The following is a 22811-nucleotide window of genomic DNA, read 5'->3' on the forward strand; positions in this document are numbered from 1 at the left end:
CGCAGATTAAAGGGCCCTGCTGGCTATGTGCTGGCATGGTCTTTTTTAAGAATTTTATGTAAAGATTCTCGCTTCACGTTCTTTCGGAACAACTTCCAATCCCCCTAAACCAATCCTCAAATTTGTAATTGAAGTAATACCTATTCATGATTTAACCTAGACCCTCCTCTTCAATCCACCAGCAAACATTGCGCAACCAATCAAATAATGCGCCTTACTTGTAATCCAATTTTTACGCTTCCCTGAAAGCCCATTCACATCCTGGCCTCCCCCCGCCCCAAGACACCCTTTCCCTTACCCACCACCCATCTTCCCCCACCCCCGAAAATATTGCGCACCCCATCAAAAAATGTTGCTTGCCTGAAATCCGGGGCTCGGCATATCATGAGTCCATGCGGAAGCGGGCCTGCAAGTTCCGTCGAGATCATCAGGGAAGGGGAAGATCATGAGAGCCATCCGTCAGCCGAATCAGCGAAAATCTTTTCGAGTGCGTGACAACCTCCAGCTGTACTTAATAATGCTTCCCGTTCTGGTTCACATTTTTATTTTCAGCTATATTCCGATGTACGGGATTCTGATCGCGTTTCAGAATTACTACCCGGGCAAACCCTTTCTATCCCTTCACGGAACGGATTGGGTCGGCTTTCAGCATTTCATCGACTTTTTTAACGGCCCGTATTTTGGGCGATTGATGCGGAACACGTTTTTGCTCAGCTTTTATTTTCTGGTGTTTGGCTTCTGGGTGCCGATCCTGTTTGCGCTGCTGCTGAATGAACTCAAAAGCGGCGTATTTAAAAAATACGTGCAGACGGCAAGCTATTTGCCCCATTTTATTTCGAACGTCGTCGTGGCGGGGATGGTGTTGTCCTTTATCAATACGGACGGCATCGTGAACGCCATCGTCAAGCTGTTCGGCGGCACGCCGGTGGCGCTGAACACGGAGCCGGGGTATTTTCCGGCGATTTATACGATTACGAGCATCTGGAAGTCGTTTGGGTGGAGCAGCATTTTATATTTGGCCGCCATGTCTTCCGTGGACCCGCATCAGTACGAAGCCGCGAAGATGGACGGGGCCAACCGCTTCAAGCAAATGCTTCATATTACGCTGCCGGCCATTCGGCCGACGATTTTTATCCTGCTGATTTTTGCGATCGGCAATTTGCTATCGGCCAACAGCGAGTTTATTTTGCTCATCTATAACCCGATGGTGTATGAGACGGCCGACGTTATTGGCACGTACTTGTACCGCGACGGTCTGCTGGGCGGCAATTTCAGCGCAGGGACGGCCGTGGGATTGTTTATCTCGATCATCAATTTCACGCTGCTGTATACAGCCAATACGCTCAGCCGTAAATATTCCGATTACGCCTTATGGTAAGGGGGAGTCCCATGGCCGCCTTGGTCAAAAGAAATCCGAACACCATCAAGCAAGGCTCGGTTGTCGTCGACGTGATATTGTACGCGCTGGCGCTCGCCCTTTGCTTAATTACGCTGTATCCTTTTTATTTCGTGATCATTATGTCCATCAGCAATCCGACGGAAGTCGCGGCCATGAATGTGTTCTGGTACCCGAAAGGATTGTTCCTCGATTCGTACAAGCTGATCGTCAGCGATACGAAAATGTGGTGGGCTTATTCCAATACGTTGATCTATGTGAGTGCGGGTACGATTTTAAACTGTCTGACGGCCGTGCTCGGCGCCTATCCGCTCACCGTTCGCAATCTGATGGGCAGGAAGTGGGTCGTGTCATACCTGCTGATCCCGATGTATTTTGGAGGCGGCCTCATTCCGTCTTACCTGCTGGTGAACAAGCTCGGACTGTATGACACGATGTTCGCGGTCATCATTCCGGGGATGGTCAGCATTTGGAATATCATCCTGGTGCGAACGTTCTTTGCCAACATTCCGGACGGGCTGAAGGAGTCGGCCTTTATCGACGGCGCTTCCCATTTGCAGCTGCTGTTCCGGGTCATTATCCCGATATCCAAGCCGATCCTGGCGGTCATCGCCATTTATTCGGTCGTCGGGATCTGGAACAGCTGGTTCGACGCGCTCGTGTATTTGCCGAATGAGAAGCTGCATCCGCTGCAAATGTACCTGTACCGGGTCGTGGTCCAGCAGTCGGTCGATTTGAAGATGCTGTCGATGGAGGATGCGAAAAATGCGGTCGCCAACATGCTCTCAAACATTCAGCTGAAATATGCCATTATCGTCTTTACGACGTTACCCGTCATTTTTACATATCCGTTCTTTCAGAAGTATTTCATCAAGGGAGCGCTGCTGGGTTCATTAAAGGAATAGGCTAGGCCATCCAAAGGGGGAAGAGTTGTATGAAAAAAAGGAAAAAACCGTTCATGTCCGCCATTGTCGCCGTTGTTCTCATTGCTTCTGTAACCGCTTGCAGCGGTGGAGACGGCAAACCGGAGGAAGCCGACAGCAAAGCTCCGGCCGGACAGCAGTCCGCCAAGCTGAAGCTTCTCGGGCCGACCGGTTCGAACAAGTTTATCAAATTCGATGAAAGGGAGAAGTACCCGGTCTGGAAGGAAGTCGACAAGATGCTGACCGATGCGAACCTGCAGCTCGATTACGAGCTCGTTCCGAACGAGCAGTACAACGTGGTCATCAAAACGCGCATGGCGTCGGGCTCCAACCTTCCGGATATCGTCAACATTTCGGCGCTGGACAATACGACGGTGCTCAATCTGGCGAAGCAGGGCGTACTGCTGGACCTGAATCCGCTGATCGAGAAGTACAGCAACGGCAACATCAAGAAGATGTATGAGCAGGAGTTCCCGTATGCGAAAAAGACGACAACGACGTCGGATGGGAAAATGTACTGGTTCAGCGATCTGCATAAAAAAACGTACAAAGGTACCGATCCGGCCCCGGTCTCCTTAACGATGCTGCTCCGCAAGGACTGGCTCGATAAGCTGAGCCTTCCGGTTCCGACAAGTGCGGAGGAATACTTGCAAACGCTGAAGACGATGCGCGATAAAGACGCCAACGGCAACGGGCAAAAGGATGAGGTGCTTGTCTACGATCCGGGTTCCTTCTCGGGACCGATCGCGCAGTGGTTCGGGCTCGGGACAAGCATTTCTTCCGTGGATGTGGAGAACAAGAAGGTCGTATCCCCGTGGTACCAGGACGGCATCAAGGATTACTTCCGCTACCTGCAGCAGCTGGTGAAGGAAGGCGTGCTCGACACCAGCCTGATCGGGGCGACAGGGGAGCAGAAGCAGCAGAAGATGACGGAGAACCAGGTTGCTTCAACAGGAGATTACAATCTGGAGACGTATCTGGAGCCGACGATCAAGGGGGGCGGGGAATATCTTCCGCTCATGCCGCTCCAAGCGGTAGACGGTATTGCCCCAGCAGCCCAAATTGAGCCGCCGTTTCTGGTGTGGCAGAAATACGCGATTACGAAAGACAGCAAAAACGTAGAAGCGGCGATCAAGTATTTTGACACGATCTATTCGGATAAGTATGCGGAGCTTCTGTATTGGGGCATTGAAGGACAAACCTATAAAAAGGATGAGAGCGGCGCGAATGTATTCATCAACAACGCCTCGGACGAAGAACTGGCGAAAACGGGCCAGGTTCCCGGACTCCGCCTGTTCGGCGATACGGTGTTCCCGCGGGTTCAGTTCGCCAACCTCGAGTTTGAGCTGTCCGGCGTACCGAAATACAAAGCCGACAACGAGCTCAATATTCTGAAATACAAGCCGTATTTCGTTAATATGAATGACAACTATTTGGCGATTCCGGACGATCAGCAGCTGGAAGCGAAAACGAAGATTTTGACCAACCTGAACACGTACTCCACGGAGCTTGCAACCAAGCTGGCTTTGGGGCAAAAATCGCTCGACAACTGGGATCAATATATGGCTGATCTGAAAAAGCTGGGGCTGGACCAGCTTCTGGAAATCGACCAGCAATTGCTCGACAGATACAACAGCATCCAGTAACGTTGACTGTAACCGTATGACTTTGGAAAATGGCAGGCTCCATTTCGCTTTGGAGGCTCTGCTGTTTTCCTGTTTTTGCTTATCTAATGGGGGAGGGGTAGTCTGTGCGCAATGGCAGCTTCGGAAGCGGCACGTTTCGTAAAATTCTGTTGTCTTATACCGCGATTTTGATCATCCCGATTATTGTGTTCAGTGCATTAAACGTGCAGCGGAACATCGTCGAGGAGAAGCGCCGGCAGCATGAGGCACATGCTTTGGACGCCAAGCGGATCGCCGATCTGGTCGACAATAAACTGAATGAGCTCAAAACCTTGGGCAAAACGCTGAGCAATGAATCCTGGGTGAAGAAGCTGATGCAGGATACGAACGTATACGAGCAGGAATTCGATATTACCAAGATGCTGGACATTCGCACCAGTCTTGGCAATAGCGTGAGTTCGCAGGGGATTCTTTCTTTTGGCATGGTGGTGTTCCCGGAGCAGCAGAAGGCGATGACTTCATGGGGGATGTTCCCGCTGAAGGAATTTTTCCAATCGATTGTCGCATTTGACGAAGCTGCCGAACAGCAGCTGCAGAGCTCCTTTGCGCAGCAGCAGTATTTTACCATCCTGCCGCCGGCCAGCATGAAGCTGTGGGGCAGCGACAAGCGCGTGATCCCTGTGCTGCAAAGCCTGGAGGTGGTGAATCATCCGCGCGCGGTTTTGGTATTGTTTATTGATAGCGCTTACTTTTCAGAGTATATGCACCGGTTTGGAGGGATTGAATCGCAGGAGATCGTCATGACGTCCCGGGATGCGCTGATTTATAGCCAAGCCCGGAATGCCCCGGCAGCTCGCAGCGGCGCGGCTTCCTACCCCATTCATTTGTCTTCGGAGGCCAGTGATGTGCAGTATGCGATCTCCTATGCGGACAGCAGCGTCATCGGCATCGGCAATTTGTTCAGCTCGCTGGCAGCCATCCTGATCTCCATCGTTATCGGCGCGTTAATGGCTTATCTGCTGGCTAAAATCAGTTACCGTCCTCTCGGAGCTCTGCTGAGCAAGCTGAGCGCCGCGGCGCGGGTTGAGGATTCCCGAAACGGCAAGGTGACGGGTTCCGAATACAATTTTATCGAAAAATCATTCGACCGGCTGCTGCACGAAAACCGCAAGCTTCAGCAGTCGATGCAGGATTACGAAAATGCCGCCAAGTCGAATTTGTATCTTCGTCTGCTCAAGGGATACTTTATGGACGATCAGCAGAAGAACGAGCTGGGGAAATTGGGGATCGGTTATACCGAGGAGATGTATTACTGCACGATGCTGGTCAGCTTCCACGCCATTCGCGATTTTTCCGACTTTGAGAAAATCCGGAAGATCGAAATGCTGATGATGGTGATCGTGGAGAAAGCGATGAGCCGTTACGGGCTGGACTATGCGCTGTTCGAGGTCACGAATGCGGACAAGGCGATGATCGTGTCCTCCGGGCAGCCGTTTGGGGACGATGATATGCTCGAGCGTATCGCTGCTGAAATGGCGGGCGAAATCGAGCGGCTGAGCGGATTTCATCCCGATATTTTATACGGAGGGGTTGAGCAAGGGCTGGTCGGCATCAGTAAATCGTATTATACGGCCAATGAAAGATTGCGTTACACCATATTCTCGCGTGAGCATTTTCAGGTGCTGCAGGAGGAGACGATGCAGGCCAGTGTCGATTACTATTATCCGACGGATTGGGAAGTGCAGCTCATCAATAACCTCAAGATCGGGAACCTGGATACGTCCCTGCAAATTCTGCATGAAATCCATGCCGAGAACGAAAAGCGCGAGCTGGCCGAGGCCAGTGTGAGCCGGCTGCTCTCCTTGCTGATGGAAACGATGCTGCGGGTGCTGCATGAGCTGAATCTGGATACGGATATCTACACGAAGCAATTTTGCAGCCGGGCCAAAGCGGCGAACATCGAAGAGATGTGGAGCTATATGTTTGAGGTCGGCACGCTCATTTGCGAGCGGAAGCGGTATGCCAATACGTCCTCGGCTATGTCGACCGGCAGCGAGCTGCTGCAATATGTGAACGACAACTATTCGAGCGCGGACATTTCGTTAAAGCAGCTGGCGGAGATGTACCATATGTCCCTATCGAAGGTGTCCAAAATATTCAAAGAGGTGACCGGTATCAACTTCTATGATTATGTATGCCGTCTGCGCATGGAGAAGGCGAAAGAGCTGCTCCGGGAGAGAAGTTGTGGCATCGATCATGTCGCACGCACAGTGGGCTACGAAAATGTGTACTCCTTCAAACGCGCTTTTGCGCGATATGAAGGGATCAAGCCTGATGAGTACGCGGAGTCGGCGGAATGCCGGTGAACAATATACCTAGATAAAATAAAGAGACCATAGCTCATTGCTATGGTCTTTGCTGCCTCACTCACTTCAACTATCCGTTTATGACCTGCCGCTGAACCGTTTGATCGCTTCCTCCGTCACCGGCGTGAAGAGGTTAATCAGGTTGCCGTCGGGATCCCGAAACAGCACAGCACGGTTCCCCCACGGCATCGTGGTTGGTTCCTTGACCCACTCGGTGACAAACGGCTTCAAGCGCTCGTATTCGGCATCGACATCGTCGACACGGAACTCGAGGATGACCGTGTGATTGTCGGCCGCCACGGCGGAACCAGCACCGAACAGCTGCACTGTCTGGGAGTGGCCGATCGCCAGGGTGCACGATGACCCAACGATTTCAGCGAAGACGGGCGCGGGGCGTTCCGCCGATACACCCATGACTTTCTCATAAAACCCGACAAGACGATCCACGTCGTCGGTAATGATGCGTACAGAAGCAAAATTCATGAAAAACCATCCTTCCTATAATCCATGATACAGTACCGTATATTATCATTTTGGGTCAAAATACTTCGCATTCATTCACGGTTACATACTCCGAGTATAAAGAAACGCTACTGACAACAGTATGTCAGTAGCGTTTTAACATTCGTTTTTGCTAGAACTAACGGGCAGGTTAACTATAGTTTAATCAAGGGATCATGCTCAGCTTGGATGGGAAACAACTTCTGAGCGGTCTCGATAAAGGTTTTTACCGCAATAGTACAGTCCTCCACAGGACCCGAGACGATGTGAATATCCCGGTAGGCCGCTGGTGAGATGCGTTTGAGGATAAGGCCAGGAGGCAGGTCCAACAGGGACAGCTCAGACATGACGGCCAAGCCTTCGCCTGCAGCAATCATTTGAAGAGCCGTTCTGTAGTTGTAGAGAATGTACTTAATATTAGGCTCTTCCCCGGCACTGTCAAACCATTGCAGGACAGGAGGCTCGTAACCGGCTTTGCAGATCAGCATAGGCTCCTCCCGCAAATCTTCCGGGCTGATGATGGACTTTTCGCTTAAAGGGTGATCATCTCTCATAACGGCATAAATGCCTTCCCGATATAGTGGATGAGAGTGAGTCGTTTTATCCGAAGGGATCAGAAACCCGACATCGATGACCCGGTTATCCAGCCATTCCTGTATGTCCACAATGGTCCCTTCAAGAATGCTGAATTCGAGCTTTGGATATTGTTGTTTGATATGGCTGATGATCTTCGGAACAAAATAAGAAGCGGCAACCGGAAATGCGCCGATTCGGACGCTGCCGGTTTCCATTCCTTTTTCGCTGGCGATTTCCTGGTCAACCTTATCAAACCCTTGAAGAATCTCCCGGAAGATCCGCACGATTCGTTCTCCAACGGGTGTGAGGGCAACGCCGAGACGCCGGTCTCTAATCAGCAGCGTTACCCCAAGCTCGCGTTCCAGAGCGGTGACCGCACGGCTGACGGCAGGCTGTGTCATATTCATCTTTTCCCCGGCGGACGTAAAGCTTCGGGTCTCCGAGATCGCAACAATCAATTGAAGAAGTGATTTGTTCATACCAAATTTGATATCTTCCTCATGATTTATATTCATTTTATTTATGATATGGTTTATTGTAACATGACTATAGAACAAGAGAAAGACTTGGAATAGAGTGGGGAGAGGTGTTTAGTAATGAAAGCTAAAGCATGGCTTTTTCTAGTATTGGCTAATCTGTTCTGGGCAGGGAATTTGATCTTCGGCAAAGCGGTTACAGCCGATTTCCCACCGGTCTGGGCTTCCTTCCTGCGCTGGGCGATTGCAGCTGTCGTATTAATCCCGATGGCCCAGCTGGTGGAGAAACCCAATTGGCTGAAGGTGTGGAAAAATAACTGGGGTCTTCTATTATTCTTTTCGCTAGTAGGCGTTGTGTTCTACACGCTCCTTACCTATACAGCACTTCAGCATACTTCATCGACAAACGGCAGTTTGATCAACAGCTTGACTCCGGCAGTTATGATCGTGTTGTCGCTGTTGTTCCTGAAGGACAAGATCTCGGTGTGGCAGGGAGTGGGACTCGTCTTATCTTTCCTGGGCGTATTAACGGTATTGACGAAGGGGCACCTCCTTGGCGTGTTCAGCACGCATTATAATCAAGGAGACGGCATTTTGCTCATAGCCGTGTTCCTGTGGGCCATCTATTCCATCGTCAACAAAAGGGCGCAGCATCTGCCCCCGATTACTTTTGTAGCCTTTACAGCCTTGATCGGCGTTATTTGTATGGTTCCGCTGCTGTTTATGCAGCCTTTGCAAACCGGGCATATTACTGCAATCGGCATTACCGGGGTCATCTATCTGGGTCTATGTCCCTCCATCGGTTCGTTCCTGTTCTGGAACCAGGGAGTCAAGGTGCTTGGACCGGGCAAAGCCGGGATTACGATGAATCTGATGCCGATTTTCACGGCGATCCTGTCTGTGATGACAGGCCAGGCATTACTGGTCTCCCAGATGGTTGGCGGTGTTATCGTGATTGCGGGGATGCTGCTGTCCGCTAACCTCATCCGATCGGGAAAAGCCGGAACGAAACCGGTGGGCGAGCAGCGTACAAGCGTGGTTTAAAAATTTGTACAAGGTGAAGGGCAGCACTCAAAGCAGCACTAACGGAGAACGCTAATTAAAGAATTCGTGGAGCAATCTGCCGCAGCTGCTCCATTTTTTTTTATTAAGCAAATGGGACAAGACTGCGCAACAATTATTGAATTTCTATTAGCTTGCCATTAAGCTAACGGGCAGTTTAGCTCATAGTTTCATTTATAAAACTAAAGTAGTATTCTGTTATAAAAACACTTGAAGGAGTTATTAAAATGATTACGATTTATGCTGATAAGTATAAAGAAGAAGTCATTAAACTGATATTGCATGTACAGAATGTTGAATATGGTGTAGGGATTAGTGTCGAAGAACAACCAGATATACTAGATATTCAATCGAATTATATTAAGGATGGGGGTAACTTTTGGGTAGCGTTAAACGATAACGGCGAGGTTGTAGGCTCTATCGGTTTGCAAAAGAAAACCAGCGAGGTTGCCGTACTAAAGAAATTTTTTGTTTATAAAGATTACCGTGGTAAAGAGCTTGGGATAGGAACAGGACTCTACGAAGCTTTGCTTGATTTTGCGCAGAAACATCGGTTTTCTAAGGTGATTTTGGACACTCCTTCCAAAGCCACTAGGTCACACAGTTTTTACAAGAAGGTTGGATTTAAGGAAATTGCTAAAGAGGATTTGCCAATTCAATATGATTACCCTGATAGAGATTCACTAATTTTTGAATTAGTCCTAGCTGATAAATGACTTTGAACTAACGGGAACGATAGCTCAATCATGACACGACGGCAGCCGGCCAAATCGGCTGCCGTCGTTACGTTAACGGGCAGTAGACGTTTGCATGTAAAAGATTGCCGGGGTCTTGGCGGAAGGGGCCGGTTCAAAAAATGCTTCTGGACAGTCGGGCCAAACTCAAGCTAAAGTGCTTCTTTACATCGTTGTGGGTGTAGTATTTTCCTTAGCTTGAAAGGCATGGGGTACTCCCCCTTTAAGGCAAAAATAATTTTTGTGGAAATTGATCAATCACTGAATACTTGAGCAGCAGGTTGATTTGACAATTGACTGGGAGTCCGTAAGAGGAATGGGAAAAGCCAAGAGGGTGAACATCACCTTCTTGGCTTTTGTGGTGTAGTGGCGGTAGAGGGGGCCTTGAAAAAAGGTTTACAGATCGACTACCCAGTTGCCCATCATCTTGGCGACTTCCGGATCGTGGTAGGATAAGAAAAGACTTTCCCGTGTATCGAGGGTGGAAATTTGTTCGATATCGTCCGCGCTCAGCTCAAAATCGAAAATGTCGAAGTTCTCGACGATCCGTTCCTTGCGCACCGATTTGGGAATGGCAACGACTTCACGCTGAACAAGCCAGCGCAGCACGACCTGGGCGACGGACTTATTGTGTTTTTCCGCGATCGAGGCTAGCACTTCGTTGCCGAACAAGTTGTTGCGTCCTTCAGCGAACGGCCCCCATGACTGGTGCTGCACTCCCTGCTCTTTCATAAAAGCGGCGTTCTCGATTTGCTGGTAGAACGGGTGCGTTTCGACCTGGTTGACGGCGGGCACGATTTCGTTATGCACGATAAGGTCCATTAGACGATCGGGCTGGAAGTTGCTGACCCCGATCGCTTTGATTTTGCCCTCGCGGTACAGGTCTTCCATCGCACGCCAAGCGCCGTAATAATCGCCAAAAGGCTGGTGAATCAGGTACAGATCGAGATAGTCGAGCTGCAGCTTCCTCAAGGATTTGGCAAACGCCAGCTTGGCGCTCTCGTAGTTGGCATCCTGAACCCAGAGCTTGGTCGTGATGAACAGCTTCTCACGCGGTACGCCGCTGCGCTTGATCGCGCGTCCGACAGCTTCCTCATTCAAGTAACCGGCGGCGGTATCGATCAGGCGGTAACCGGCCATCAGCGCTTCATATACCGCATTCTCGCATTCTTCTGCATCGGGAATTTGATAGACACCGAAGCCGATGATCGGCATTTGTACTCCGTTATTTAAAGTCACGGTTTGCATTGTAATTCCTCCCATGGTTTAAGTGTAAAACGGCAAACGGCCGCGAATCCCTGGAATCGGGCACCTCAGCGGGGCTTCCGCTTACGGCCGGTTTGCTTTACAATAAGCCTACTACCTTCGTGTAACACGAAGGCAAGCCTCTATCAAAAATTTATTTTCCAAGGGGGATTACCATGCATACGGTCAAAGAAGCCGCCTTGATCACGGGACTTACCGAGCACGCTGTGCGCTTTTACACGGATAAAGGCCTAGTGCCGAGCGTACAGCGCGATAAAAATAACATCCGGATGTTCGACGAAGAATCGATCAACTGGCTGCTTGGCGTCAAATGCCTTAAGCAATCCGGGATGCCGATTGAAGTCATCAAAACGTACATCGATCTCTGTCTCGAAGGGGACTCGTCTATTCCGCAGCGCTACAAACTCATCATGGAACATAAAGAAGCCGCGCGTGTTAAGCTCGAAGAAGCCCAGCGGCACATTGCCCATTTGGAACAAAAAACGGAACTCTATCAGGCCATTTTGGAGCACTGCTCTCCAGACACGACCAATCCGGGCAACTGGGACAACATTCACCATATGCATGGCGACGTATTCTACTCTCCTTCGGTTCGGAAGGCGTAAGAGATATTCGTGAGCGGGTCAAAGACTTTAGCGGAGGGGCAAAACGTTGTCAGTTCTACAAATAAACCATAAAGTTTGGAGGTTTAATTTAGGAAGTGGAATACATTCTAATCATCATATCTCTCCTGATCATCATAAATTTATGGGCTAAGGTGAGTAAATTAGAAGGTCGCATAAAAGGAATGCAATATACCATAAACCAGTTAACCCAACAATCGGGACTGCCTGAACATCCAATAAATGATGAACTTCGTCTGTTGATAAAAGAGGGTGAAGACGTAAAAGCCATTAAAAAAGCAAGAGAAACTTTAGGCCTTTCCCTGTTAGAAGGTAAAGAATATATTGATAAGTTGAAATCTGAAACCAGATAATGCTTAAAAAATGGATAAAGCCAAGAAGGGAGTTTGACCTTTCTTGGCTTCTTCGTGTTTGGATATACGACCAGGGCGAGCGGCAAAATTTATTTTACCCGGGTAATATTGACTTATCTATTTTTACCCGGGTATAATTAGTGGAGAAATCAGAGAAGGAGATACAGGCATGGGAAATGACCTAACGCGACTTTACTGCACGGCATTTTTGGGAGTGAGAGTCGTCGCCAGTGGTTCGCTACAGCACGTTGTTTCTACGGTAAAGGATACTCTGGATGACAGGGACCTCACACAGCTGCTTATATTTGACGATACCTCGGGGAAGCAAATCGATGTTGATTTTCGCGGGAAGACAGACGACGTGCTCAATCGATTAGGAGAACAGTTCGGTGACCTGCCTCCCGATACGGAAGTGGATCATCAGCCTGCACGGCGGGTCGGTCGACCCAAGCTGGGGGTTGTATCCGGTGAGGTTACGTTATTGCCGCGGCATTGGGAATGGCTCAAGAGTCAACCTGGAGGGGCTTCGGTAACATTACGAAAACTCATTGATGAGGCTCGCCATGCTGGCGGAGAACAGAGCAAAAGACGAGAGTCCCAAGAAGCGGCATATCACTTTATGACAGCCATGGCCGGGAACTTTCATCATTACGAGGAAGCTCTGCGGGCAATGTATGCTGGTGATGTGGATCGTTTTTACCACTTTATCGATGACTGGGCACCTGATATCAGAGACCATATCAAAAAATTATCCGCTAATGCATTCCCTGAAGAGAGCTTCTGAATGAAAGCATGTGGATGGAGGAGAACATGATGATGAACACTTTGACAGTCAATGGCATTGATTTGGCCTATGACAGTTTTGGCAACGAAAATGACGAGGCGATCATCTTAATCGCCGGGCTTGGAACCCAGATGATCCGGTGGACGGTTCCGTTTTGTGAACTATTGGCAGCACGGGGCTTTCGCGTGATCCGCTTTGACAATCGCGACGTTGGTTGCTCGACACACTTTAGCCATTACCAGACGCTGGATTTTGACGCGCTGGCGGCTGCTCTCATGTCGGGACGGCGGCCGGACATCCCTTACACTCTCGACGACATGGCCAACGACGCTGTCGGACTGCTCGACGCCCTTTCCATTGACCGGGCCCATTTCGTTGGTCGGTCGATGGGCGGAATGATCGCCCAGGTTGCTGCCAGTGAGTACCCTGAACGGGTTTTATCACTCACTTCCATCATGTCCAGTTCCGGTAATCCCGCCCTTCCGCCAACTTCCCCGGATGTCATGGCGATGATGACTCAACCGGCGCCGAACCCCTTTGAGGATGAAGCAGGATTTTTGGCGCACAGCCTCTCTTTTGCCAAACGCATTGCCGGCACAGGCTATCCGTTTGAAGAGGACGCTTATCGGGCGCTTATTCTGGAGGAAGTCCGGCGAGCCTACGATCCAGGCAGTGTCGGACGACAAATTGCTGCGATCGCTGTCTCCGGTGACCGTCGTCCGCGGCTGGCAACGATCAAAGCACCCGCACTTGTCATTCATGGGGTGGACGATCCCATGTTCGTGCCGGCGTGTGGCGAGGATACGGCTTCGGCCATCCCTGGCGCCGAACTCATGTTGGTTGACGGCATGGGACACGACTTGCCGCATCAACTGTACGAAGAAATCGCTGATGGCATAGAGCGGACGGCTCGCCGCAATTGACACGCGTTTCTGAAGAGCGACCAACCGGAGTCGGCGGTGCCCAGAGGGCTGTGCAGGCTCAGGGACGCAGTGCTGATCACAAGAGATAGACCGTAAACCTTTGCAGGGGGCGGTCTATTTCTTTTTAATGCAAATTTGATTCACCAAAGGCGAAGCTGTTAGCATAATACCAAGGGAACAAGGAAACGTCATGTTTTTCCTTTTATTGTCTACACTAAGCATAACGGTACGCCACTAGCTTAAAAAACTTATACATCACCATCTTTCCTTGAAGGGGGACATCTGTTTTGGATGCGCAGTTTCTAGATTTATTGGCCCAGCAATATGATACGGAAGAAAAAGTGATCACCGAGATCATCAACCTTGAAGCGATCTCCAACCTCCCCAAAGGAACCGAGCATTTTGTCAGTGATTTGCATGGAGAGTTCCAGGCTTTTCAGCATGTGCTCAGAAACGGTTCGGGTACCGTCAAAGAGAAAATCAAAGATTTGTTTCGTGAGGAATGGACGGATCAAGAAATCAGTGATTTTGCGGCGTTAGTATATTATCCGGAAGAAAAAATACAGCTGGTTAAAGGAGACCTGTGCAATAAACAAGCCTTGAACCGGTGGTATCGACAAACGATTGAACACATGCTTAAGCTCATTTCTTATGCTTCTTCCAAATACACGCGCTCGAAATTGCGTAAAGCTCTGCCGGAGCGGTTTGTATATATTGTCGAAGAGCTTCTGTACAAAACGGATTTGACCCACAATAAGGATCCTTATTATGAGGAAATATACCGGCAAATTATCTCCTTGGGGCAGGCGGACAAGCTCATTATCGGCCTTGCTTATACGACCCAGCGCCTGGTGGTTGACCATCTTCATGTGGTCGGAGATATTTATGACCGCGGGCCGGAACCGGATAAAATTATGGACACCCTGATCAACTACCATTCAGTAGACATCCAGTGGGGGAACCATGATGCCTTATGGATCGGCGCCTATTCGGGTTCCCTGGTCTGCCTTGCGAATATTATCCGGATCTGCGCCAGATACGACAATCTGGACATCATCGAGGACGTATACGGGATCAATCTTCGCCCACTGCTGAATTTGGCGGAAAAGTACTATGATGACAATCCGGCCTTCAGACCGAAGCTGCAAGCGGGCCACAACGTATCGGAGTCGGAAATTCTGCAGATTACCAAAATTCATCAAGCCATTGCCATGATCCAGTTTAAGCTTGAAATCCCGATTATTAAGAGACGCCCTTACTTTAATATGTCTGAGAGGCTTTTGCTGGAGAAGATCGATTACGAGAAGAATGAAATTAACATTGGCGGGAAAACTTACCCTCTGGAAAACACCTGTTTCGCTACCGTAAACCCGGAGCAGCCTGAACAATTGTTAGAGGAAGAGCAGCAGGTGCTGGAGAAGCTGCTGTTCTCCGTTCAGCATTCCGAAAAGCTGGCGAGACATATGAATTTTCTGATGAAAAAGGGCAGCCTTTATTTAAAATACAACGGGAATTTGTTAATCCACGGCTGTATTCCTCTGGACGAAGAAGGAAACATGGAAGAAATGCAGATCGAAGACCAACTGTATTCAGGCCGTCAGCTGCTCGATGTTTTTGAATATTATTTACGTTACGCCTTTGCGCATCCGGAAGAGACGGACGATCTGGCTACGGATATGGTATGGTACATCTGGTCAGGGGAATGCTCCTCGCTCTTTGGAAAAAGAGAAATGACCACCTTTGAACGCTACTTTATCCAAGATAAAGAAACCCATAAGGAGAGAAAGAACCCTTATTACCATTTACGTGAACATGAGGAGATTTGCCGGAAAATCCTATTGGATTTCGGACTGAATCCGGATCATGGACATATCATTAACGGGCACACGCCAGTTAGAGAAATTCGTGGAGAGAACCCGGTTAAAGCAGGCGGGAAAATGGTCGTCATCGACGGCGGATTTTCCAAAGCTTATCAGTCTACAACGGGCATTGCCGGGTATACTTTGCTGTATAATTCTTTTGGCATGCAGCTTGTCGCCCATCAGAAATTCAATTCCAGAGAAGATGTGTTATGTAACGGAACGGACGTATTGTCTGTAAAAAGACTGGTGGACAAAGAACTGGAGCGGAAGCTGGTGAGGGAAACCAATGTCGGGGAGAAGCTGCAGCAGAAAATATCCAATTTGAAGAATCTCCTGGAATATCGCTATATGAAATGAAATTGCTGCTAAAACGAACCGACTGCTAAATATTAATGGGCCGCCCGAGGGCGGCTTTTCTATTTTTGAAAATGTTTTGCCTCCTGCTTCACCCTGACATAATGCTGTCAAGGTAGGTGGTCTAATATTAATAATGTAAGCAACACAAACGCCAACCCATTCGAGGAGGAAAATAAAATGACCACAGTTAACCCGAATTGTTACGAGGTAAGTGAAGCGATCCATCCTTTCCATATCGCCGTGCCACAGGATGATCTTGATGATCTTCGGTATCGTTTATCCCGGACGCGGTGGCCTGAAACGATGAATGGGGCCGGCTGGAAATACGGCGTTTCGCTCGAGTACATCAAAGAGTTGGCGTCCTACTGGCAGAATGAGTACGATTGGCGGAAATATGAGGCGCAATTGAATGAGTATCCGCAGTTTACATCGACGATCGATGGAGCCCAGATCCATTTCATGCATGTTCGCTCACCGGAGCCAGATGCATTTCCTTTACTGCTTACCCACGCTTGGCCCAGCTCGATTGTCGAATTCCTGGAATTGATCGGACCGCTAAGCGATCCGCGCAGCCACGGCGGCGATCCGGCGAACGCATTCCATCTCGTCATCCCTTCCGTTCCCGGATTCGGCTTCTCGGGTCCGACGCTCGGCTCCGGTTGGAATATTGCCCGCATTGCAAGGGCGTGGGATACGTTAATGAAGCGTTTGGGATATACCGAGTACGGAGCACACGGCAGCGACTGTGGTGCACTCGTGTCCAGAGAGCTTGGTATACAAAAGCCGGAAGGTCTTCGCGGCATACACGTGCTGCAGTTATTTTCCTTCCCTTCTGGAGATCCTGCCGAGATGGCGGGTTTATCGGAAGATGATCAGAAGCGGCTTCAATTTCTGGCGAACTTTCATGAACGGGCGGGCTTTAATTCGATCCAATCCACCCGGCCACAGACGCTCTCCTATGGGCTTGCGGATTCGCCGGCAGGTCAGCTCTCTTGGATAGCGGAGTTATTTAACGGATTCGGCGATCATGTGGATTTTATTGACAAGGATGCACTCCTGACGAATGTCACTCTGTACTGGTTGACCAATACGGCGGAATCGTCCGCCCGGTTATATTACGAGAACGCGCATCAGCAGCAGGAGCCGCAAGGACCGAATACGACTCCGACAGGAGTGGCCGTGTTCGGAGATGATTTCAAATCGATAAAACGGTTTGCCGAACGCGACAATACCAATATTGTGCAGTGGTCGGAGTTTGAGCGCGGCACCCACTTTGCGGCTATGGATGCGCCGGATCTTCTGATTCCCGACATCCGGTCATTTTTCAGCCGATACCGCTGATATCAGGGATATGGGAAAAAGCCAAGAGGGGGATGATCGCCTTCTTGGCTTTTTCATCAAACGACATTCAGCTGCTCGGCAAACAGCTTGGGCTGCTCCAGTTAGCCGTATGGAAAAGAATCCAGATAAACAATATACTGTATAGAATGAACTAAAGAAATGAATGTCATAGATCTATATCACTATAACTGTTTTTTATTGAGGTGAATATCAAATGGAAGAAATCGATGATTCAAAACAAATTGTATTACAAATCGGCGGTGCCTTGAAAAAGTACAGAAAAGAAAAAAATATGAGCTTAGACGACTTAGCGGAGTTAACGGGCGTCAGCAAACTTACTCTGGGGAATATCGAACGTGGCGAGACAAATCCAACTTTGGGGATGATATGGAAAATTTCAAAAGGCATATCTTTACCGCTATTGGCTTTGTTCAAATCAGAAGAACCTGTTAGTTTGTATCGAGCTGGGGAAGGACTGCGATTTTCTAATGGTCAAAAAAATTGGATCATTGAACCTGTTTTTAAAAGCAACGATATTGAAATGTGTCGGGCATACTTACAGCCAAATAGCTCGTATTACCCTGAAGGTCATCATGTGAATACAACGGAAATTGCGACAGTCATGACGGGTTCCATTGAAATACAAGTCAACGGAGAGACTTACACATTGAATCAATACGATACGATGAGTTTTCGTGCAGATTATGCTCACTCTTATACGAATCATACGAATAGTGAAACCGTACTCCATATATCCTTAAAGTATGGTTTCTAAAAATCGAAAATTCCTCTTATTAAATACAACTCCGAATTCCATGATGGGATTCAGAGTTGTATTTTTGTTTTTAGATGAGCTTTGATTTACTATAAAATACTTCTTGTTAAAAATAGTATACTATAATATACTTTTGTTGTTCGCGCGAATGTTATTGCATCGTTTTTTCATTTTTTTCAATCGATAGGAAACAAATCATAGGCATGAATTCAGGAAGGAGAATTGAAGAATGCCGAAACAAAATATAAAAGGGGTACCATCCTCTATAGGGCTGATCATTCTCGGCATTATTGTTATTGCAGCTAATTTACGTACTCCCTTAACCTCTGTCGGTCCTTTAGTGAGTCTCATAAGGGATGACGTTCATATTTCAAATACATTAGCGGGCCTGATCACAACGGTACCCTTGCTTGCGTTTGCTTTATTATCTCCTCTAGTACCGAAATTAGGACGAAAATATGGGGTTGAACGTATCATTTTGATGGCCCTCATCTTCCTGACAGTTGGTATTGTAATACGTTCTTTGTCTGGCGCAGTTGATCTGTTTATTGGAACAGCCATTCTTGGATTCGCCATTGCCGTGTGTAATGTATTATTGCCAAGTATAATCAAAAGGGATTTCCCGAATAAAATTGGCTCCATGACAGGTGTTTACTCCATTTCAATGAGTTTATGTGGAGCAATCGCATCGGGAATCAGTGTACCGGTAGCCGTGAACGCAGGTCTAAAATGGCAGGGAGCATTGGGAATATGGGGGATGCTAAGCTTTGTTTCGGTCCTCTGTTGGTTACCCCAATTAAGAAATCAAACGAAGCAAACTGCCACGACGAGTCAACAGGTGGCCGGCAACGAGGTGAATGTTTGGAGATCCCCGCTTGCCTGGCAAGTAACCTTGTTTATGGGGATACAGTCCATGGTTTTCTATGTGTTGATCGCATGGTTGCCTGAAATTTTAAAGCAGCAAGGAATTGACTCCAGCCAATCCGGATGGTACCTCTCGATCATGCAGTTGGCTATGCTTCCATTTACCTTTATTGTCCCCGTTATTGCTGGGCGCATGTCTAGCCAACGTTTGTTAGTAGTCATCACAACCATTTTGCTTTTGACGGGAACGCTCGGGATCCTTTACGGTAGCTCCGATATCATTCTGTTGTGGATCATCTTACTCGGAATTGGTGGAGGCTTCGCCTTTAGTTTGTCCATGATGTTTTTCGGGTTACGTACTGAAAATGCGCATCAGGCAGCGGAACTGTCCGGCATGGCACAATCGATCGGATATCTGCTTGCCGCAATCGGTCCTGCCCTTATCGGATATCTGCATGATACGACAAATAGTTGGAACCTGCCGCTTTTCATTCTGCTTGGCGCTTCGGTCTTACTCCTTTTAGTCGGTTTAGGCGCAGCAAAAAACCGTTATGTAGGTAGCCGAAATCGTTACGAGATGCCACGGAAAGGATGATTAGAATGTTTGACAAAATGATGGTGGCCATTGATCAAGCTGAAATAACGAACAAGCTCCTTGATGCAACCGTTGAAATAGCCCAAAACAAACAAACGCAAGTTACCTTGGTTCATGTCAGCCAGGAATATGTGTCGAATGGCATGACATATGTACCAGAAAATTTCTTGGAAGAAATATTGAACGAAATGGAGAAAGCAGGTTTGGAACAGCTGCAGCAAGCCAAATCTAAATTGAAATCTGCGGGGATTAACCCGGAAACCGTTCATCTTAAGGGTGATCCTGCACATGAAATATTAAATTATGCAAGGGATACCGAGCAGCAACTTATTATTATCGGAAGCCGTGGTCTAAGGGGCATCAAAGAAATGATGCTTGGAAGCGTCAGCCATAAGGTTTCACAGCTATCCAATTGTCCAGTCCTCATTATGCATTAACTCAATTGAAGATGCAGGGAAGAAACGTGACACCAAATGGATTGCTCTTGCAACCCGAAGGGCAAGTAGCTCTTATGAAGCCATTGGTTATGAAACGTCGGTTAATGTCATCTGTCAGCAGGGGATATGGGAAAAGCCAAGAGGGTGAACATCACCTTCTTGGCTTTTTTGGTGCAGTCATGGGACTGCCCGAGGCGATTCTATCAAAATATTATTTTTTAGATTCCAGGTAAGTAGATTGTTAGATTCGTTGCCTAAACCTATAATGGAGAGTGATATAGAAGGAATAAAATAACAGTTTGATAGATGAATCGAAAAACAAGGAGAGGTTTATGTGTACCATGTGAAAAAAATATGGAGGTTATTTCTGTGTTTGATCATTATTGCGGGCGCACTTCCTTTAACAACAATCAATAAAGCTTCCGCCAGTGATGAGGTAACTGCTGCCCAGATGGCGGGGAACGCGAACACACCACCCAGCGACGAAGCGGCTAGTTTAGCCGAATCCCCCTCTCAGGGAACGAGCGAATCTGACACGGAACCGCTAAAGGCTACCGTTGTGGTGGACGATGATAAGCTGGGGATCGATCAGACTTCAACAACGGTAACGATCACATTTTCGGAAGCAGTGACCGGTTTCGATCTGTCCGACATGACTCCGCAGAACGGCACTTTAAGTGGCCTCGGCACTTCAGACAACATCACGTACACGGCGACCCTGACGCCCACTGCGATCATCAATGCCAAGAATAACGTCATAACGCTTAACTTAGCAGGGGTAACTTATGCCGGAGGACTCAAAGGAACAGGAACTATCGATTCGAATAACTACGAGATTGATACAGAGCGGCCAACGGCCACGATTGCGATTGCCAATTCCAAACTGATGGCCGGCCAGACTACAACCGTGACGTTTACGTTCTCGGAAGCAGTAACGGGTTTCGACTTATCTGACCTGACGGTGGCTAATGGCACATTAAGTAACCTCAGTTCGAGTGACGGCGGCAAGACGTGGGCGGCGACCCTGACGCCGGCTTCGGGTATACAGGATAACACCAATATCATCACGCTAGATAATACAAGAGTGAAGGATCTCGCCGGCAATGCGGGTGAAGGAACTATCAATTCCGCCAACTACGAGATTGATACTGTACGCCCAACGGTCACCATTGTGGTTGCCGACAATGAGCTAAAGACAGGCGAAACTTCACTTGTGACCATCACTTTCTCGGAGGCGGTGCCAGACTTCAACTTATCCAGCCTGACGGCGAGTAACGGGACACTAAGCAATCTCATTTCGGTGGACGGGAGAACGACTTGGAACGTTACGCTGACGCCTAACGCCAACGTTAATGCGGCTGATAATTTCGTTACGCTCGACAACGGCATGGTGCATAATGCGGCAGGCAATTCATTGGGGGAGGGAGTGACAAAATCCAATCCCTATACTGTCGATACGGTGCTGCCATCTGCGGCATTGAGCCATTTGACCATATCGAGCGGCACATTAAGCCCTGCTTTTGTACCCGAAACGACAAGCTATACCGCCAATGTTCCTTATGCTGTATCCAGCATAAAAGTAAACGCGACAATGAAGGATAACAGCGCCACGATGACCGTGAACGGAAGTCCGGTAGCCAGCGGGCAACCAAGTCAGGATATTTCATTAAACGTAGGTGTAAACCCCATTAAAGTGGTTGTATTAGCTGAGGATCTTTCGACCAAGACCTACACGATCTCCGTGACACGTGCTAATCGCGAGACAAATGAGGGCGGGAGCAGCGACAATGGTAGCAGTGGTAGCGGCAGAAACGGTGGCAGTGGCAGTGTAAGCAGCGGCTGTTCAACAACACCGGTAATCCCGAGCCATAACAAAATAATCTCTACGGATGGTCAATTAATCCTTCCTCCAGGTAAAGCCGGAGAGGTTCGATTAGGAGATGCCATCACGATCTCTGTTCCAGCATGTGCGACAAAGCAAGAGCTGAAATTAGCGATCCAAAAAGTACCGGACACGCATCAATTTATAACTCATCATGAAGTTTTCCTTAGCCCGGTATTTGAGCTTTCAAAAAATGTACCGGCATACTTCGATAAACCGATAACATTAACTTTTGCATTTGACCCGGCAAGTTTGAAAAGCAATCAAACGGCGGCTGTTTTTTATTATGATGAAGCGAAGAAAATTTGGATCATGGTTCCGGCCGGCAGGGTACAGGAAAACCGCATTGCTGTTACTGTCGATCACTTCACAAAGTTTGCAGTACTCGCCATTGATCAGGTAACCGGGTTAACCGTCATCAGCAACCCGGCGGAATTTGCCGATATCTCCGGACACTGGGCAGAAGCCAGCATCAAGCAGGCGGCAAGCACCGGAATCGTCACCGGTTATCCTGACGGCACGTTTAAACCGGGCAAGACGGTCACCCGCGCAGAGTTCGCAGTAATGCTCATAAATACGCTAGGCCTCAAAAAGCCAGGAGCTGAGCTGACCTTTATCGATTCAGCCAGTATCGGTGCCTGGGCACACCATGCGGTCGCACAAGTGGTGCAGCTAGGCATGATGAAAGAATACGAAAACGGTACTTTCCGTCCCAAAGCAGAAATCACCCGCGCGGAGATAGCCGTCACCATTACCAATGTTGTGGGCCAGATCAGCAAGGACACTCCGGAAGCAGGGTTCGCGGATGACAGCGAAATTCCAGATTGGGCCAAAGGCAGCGCCGAATTTCTGAAACAAAACGGAGTTATGCTTGGGAAAGACGGCAACCGATTCGCTCCCCAAGAAGCTGCTACAAGAGCTGAGGCTGTGACGGTCCTGCTGAATATGTTTGCACTTCGAGGGTAGATGAAATTTTAACCCTATGAACGATTGATGTCATAAAGAAGGCTTCTGGCATAAAACGCTGGGGGCCTTTTTTTGTGACGATTTGAAAAATGATTTTCTATCAGAAGGTATTCGTGATAAAAGT

19 protein-coding genes are annotated in these 22811 nt (G+C 48.5%); 16 read left to right on the forward strand and 3 right to left on the reverse strand.

Annotated elements, in window-relative coordinates:
- Positions 1-445 precede the first annotated feature (445 nt).
- The 4 genes from IAE55_RS12190 to IAE55_RS12205 all read left to right on the forward strand — a co-directional run bounded on the left by IAE55_RS12190 (position 446) and on the right by IAE55_RS12205 (position 6310).
- Positions 446-1378 carry an ABC transporter permease gene (locus tag IAE55_RS12190; RefSeq protein WP_076176627.1) on the forward strand — a complete coding sequence of 311 codons (933 nt, stop codon included), beginning with the start codon at positions 446-448 and terminating at the stop codon, positions 1376-1378.
- A gap of 11 nt (positions 1379-1389) precedes the next feature.
- Positions 1390-2301, forward strand: coding sequence for a carbohydrate ABC transporter permease (locus IAE55_RS12195; protein ID WP_200632445.1), 912 nt, complete (start codon positions 1390-1392; stop codon positions 2299-2301).
- A 29-nt stretch (positions 2302-2330) separates the two neighbouring features.
- Complete coding sequence (locus IAE55_RS12200; protein WP_200632455.1) at positions 2331-3965, forward strand: extracellular solute-binding protein; 1635 nt, start codon at positions 2331-2333, stop codon at positions 3963-3965.
- 104 nt (positions 3966-4069) lie between these two features.
- On the forward strand, positions 4070-6310 hold the full coding sequence (locus IAE55_RS12205; protein ID WP_200632458.1) for a helix-turn-helix transcriptional regulator: 2241 nt from the start codon (positions 4070-4072) through the stop codon (positions 6308-6310).
- A 78-nt stretch (positions 6311-6388) separates the two neighbouring features.
- Here IAE55_RS12205 and IAE55_RS12210 read toward each other — a convergent pair whose 3' ends face one another.
- Both IAE55_RS12210 and IAE55_RS12215 read right to left on the reverse strand, forming a co-directional pair.
- Positions 6389-6793 carry a VOC family protein gene (locus IAE55_RS12210; protein WP_200632467.1) on the reverse strand — a complete coding sequence of 135 codons (405 nt, stop codon included), beginning with the start codon at positions 6791-6793 and terminating at the stop codon, positions 6389-6391.
- A gap of 173 nt (positions 6794-6966) precedes the next feature.
- The gene (locus tag IAE55_RS12215; protein WP_200632468.1) at positions 6967-7866 is read right to left on the reverse strand and encodes a LysR family transcriptional regulator; all 900 of its coding nucleotides are present in this window, start codon (positions 7864-7866) and stop codon (positions 6967-6969) included.
- Positions 7867-7983: 117 nt separating this feature from the next.
- On the opposite strand from IAE55_RS12215, the gene IAE55_RS12220 reads away from it, so the two are divergent.
- Together IAE55_RS12220 and IAE55_RS12225 are read left to right on the forward strand one after the other, a co-directional pair.
- Entirely contained in the window at positions 7984-8907 is a 924-nt protein-coding gene (locus IAE55_RS12220; protein ID WP_200632470.1) for a DMT family transporter, read from the forward strand.
- Positions 8908-9152: 245 nt separating this feature from the next.
- On the forward strand, positions 9153-9641 hold the full coding sequence (locus tag IAE55_RS12225; RefSeq protein WP_200632472.1) for a GNAT family N-acetyltransferase: 489 nt from the start codon (positions 9153-9155) through the stop codon (positions 9639-9641).
- Positions 9642-10055: 414 nt separating this feature from the next.
- Here IAE55_RS12225 and IAE55_RS12230 read toward each other — a convergent pair whose 3' ends face one another.
- The gene (locus IAE55_RS12230; protein ID WP_200632474.1) at positions 10056-10907 is read right to left on the reverse strand and encodes an aldo/keto reductase; all 852 of its coding nucleotides are present in this window, start codon (positions 10905-10907) and stop codon (positions 10056-10058) included.
- A 173-nt stretch (positions 10908-11080) separates the two neighbouring features.
- Between IAE55_RS12230 and IAE55_RS12235 the strand changes: the two genes are divergently transcribed.
- The 10 genes from IAE55_RS12235 to IAE55_RS12280 all read left to right on the forward strand — a co-directional run bounded on the left by IAE55_RS12235 (position 11081) and on the right by IAE55_RS12280 (position 22687).
- On the forward strand, positions 11081-11530 hold the full coding sequence (locus tag IAE55_RS12235; RefSeq protein WP_200632476.1) for a MerR family transcriptional regulator: 450 nt from the start codon (positions 11081-11083) through the stop codon (positions 11528-11530).
- A 95-nt stretch (positions 11531-11625) separates the two neighbouring features.
- Positions 11626-11901 carry a hypothetical protein gene (locus tag IAE55_RS12240; RefSeq protein WP_200632478.1) on the forward strand — a complete coding sequence of 92 codons (276 nt, stop codon included), beginning with the start codon at positions 11626-11628 and terminating at the stop codon, positions 11899-11901.
- Positions 11902-12070: 169 nt separating this feature from the next.
- The gene (locus IAE55_RS12245; RefSeq protein ID WP_200632480.1) at positions 12071-12685 is read left to right on the forward strand and encodes a DUF2239 family protein; all 615 of its coding nucleotides are present in this window, start codon (positions 12071-12073) and stop codon (positions 12683-12685) included.
- 32 nt (positions 12686-12717) lie between these two features.
- Positions 12718-13608, forward strand: coding sequence for an alpha/beta fold hydrolase (locus tag IAE55_RS12250; protein ID WP_200632926.1), 891 nt, complete (start codon positions 12718-12720; stop codon positions 13606-13608).
- Positions 13609-13895: 287 nt separating this feature from the next.
- Entirely contained in the window at positions 13896-15827 is a 1932-nt protein-coding gene (locus tag IAE55_RS12255; protein WP_200632482.1) for a fructose-1,6-bisphosphatase, read from the forward strand.
- A gap of 177 nt (positions 15828-16004) precedes the next feature.
- Entirely contained in the window at positions 16005-17168 is a 1164-nt protein-coding gene (locus IAE55_RS12260) for an epoxide hydrolase family protein (RefSeq protein ID WP_200632484.1), read from the forward strand.
- 214 nt (positions 17169-17382) lie between these two features.
- Positions 17383-17943: a helix-turn-helix domain-containing protein gene (locus IAE55_RS12265; protein ID WP_200632486.1), complete on the forward strand. Its 561-nt coding sequence runs from the start codon at positions 17383-17385 to the stop codon at positions 17941-17943.
- A gap of 229 nt (positions 17944-18172) precedes the next feature.
- The gene (locus tag IAE55_RS12270) at positions 18173-19402 is read left to right on the forward strand and encodes a CynX/NimT family MFS transporter (RefSeq protein ID WP_200632488.1); all 1230 of its coding nucleotides are present in this window, start codon (positions 18173-18175) and stop codon (positions 19400-19402) included.
- A gap of 5 nt (positions 19403-19407) precedes the next feature.
- Positions 19408-19839, forward strand: coding sequence for a universal stress protein (locus tag IAE55_RS12275; protein ID WP_200632490.1), 432 nt, complete (start codon positions 19408-19410; stop codon positions 19837-19839).
- A gap of 334 nt (positions 19840-20173) precedes the next feature.
- Positions 20174-22687, forward strand: a complete 2514-nt coding sequence (locus tag IAE55_RS12280; RefSeq protein WP_200632497.1) for an Ig-like domain-containing protein — start codon at positions 20174-20176, stop codon at positions 22685-22687.
- Positions 22688-22811: the final 124 nt, after the last annotated feature.

It is taken from the genome of Paenibacillus sp. S28, assembly GCF_016624415.1.
Lineage (GTDB): Bacteria > Bacillota > Bacilli > Paenibacillales > Paenibacillaceae > Paenibacillus_AQ > Paenibacillus_AQ favisporus.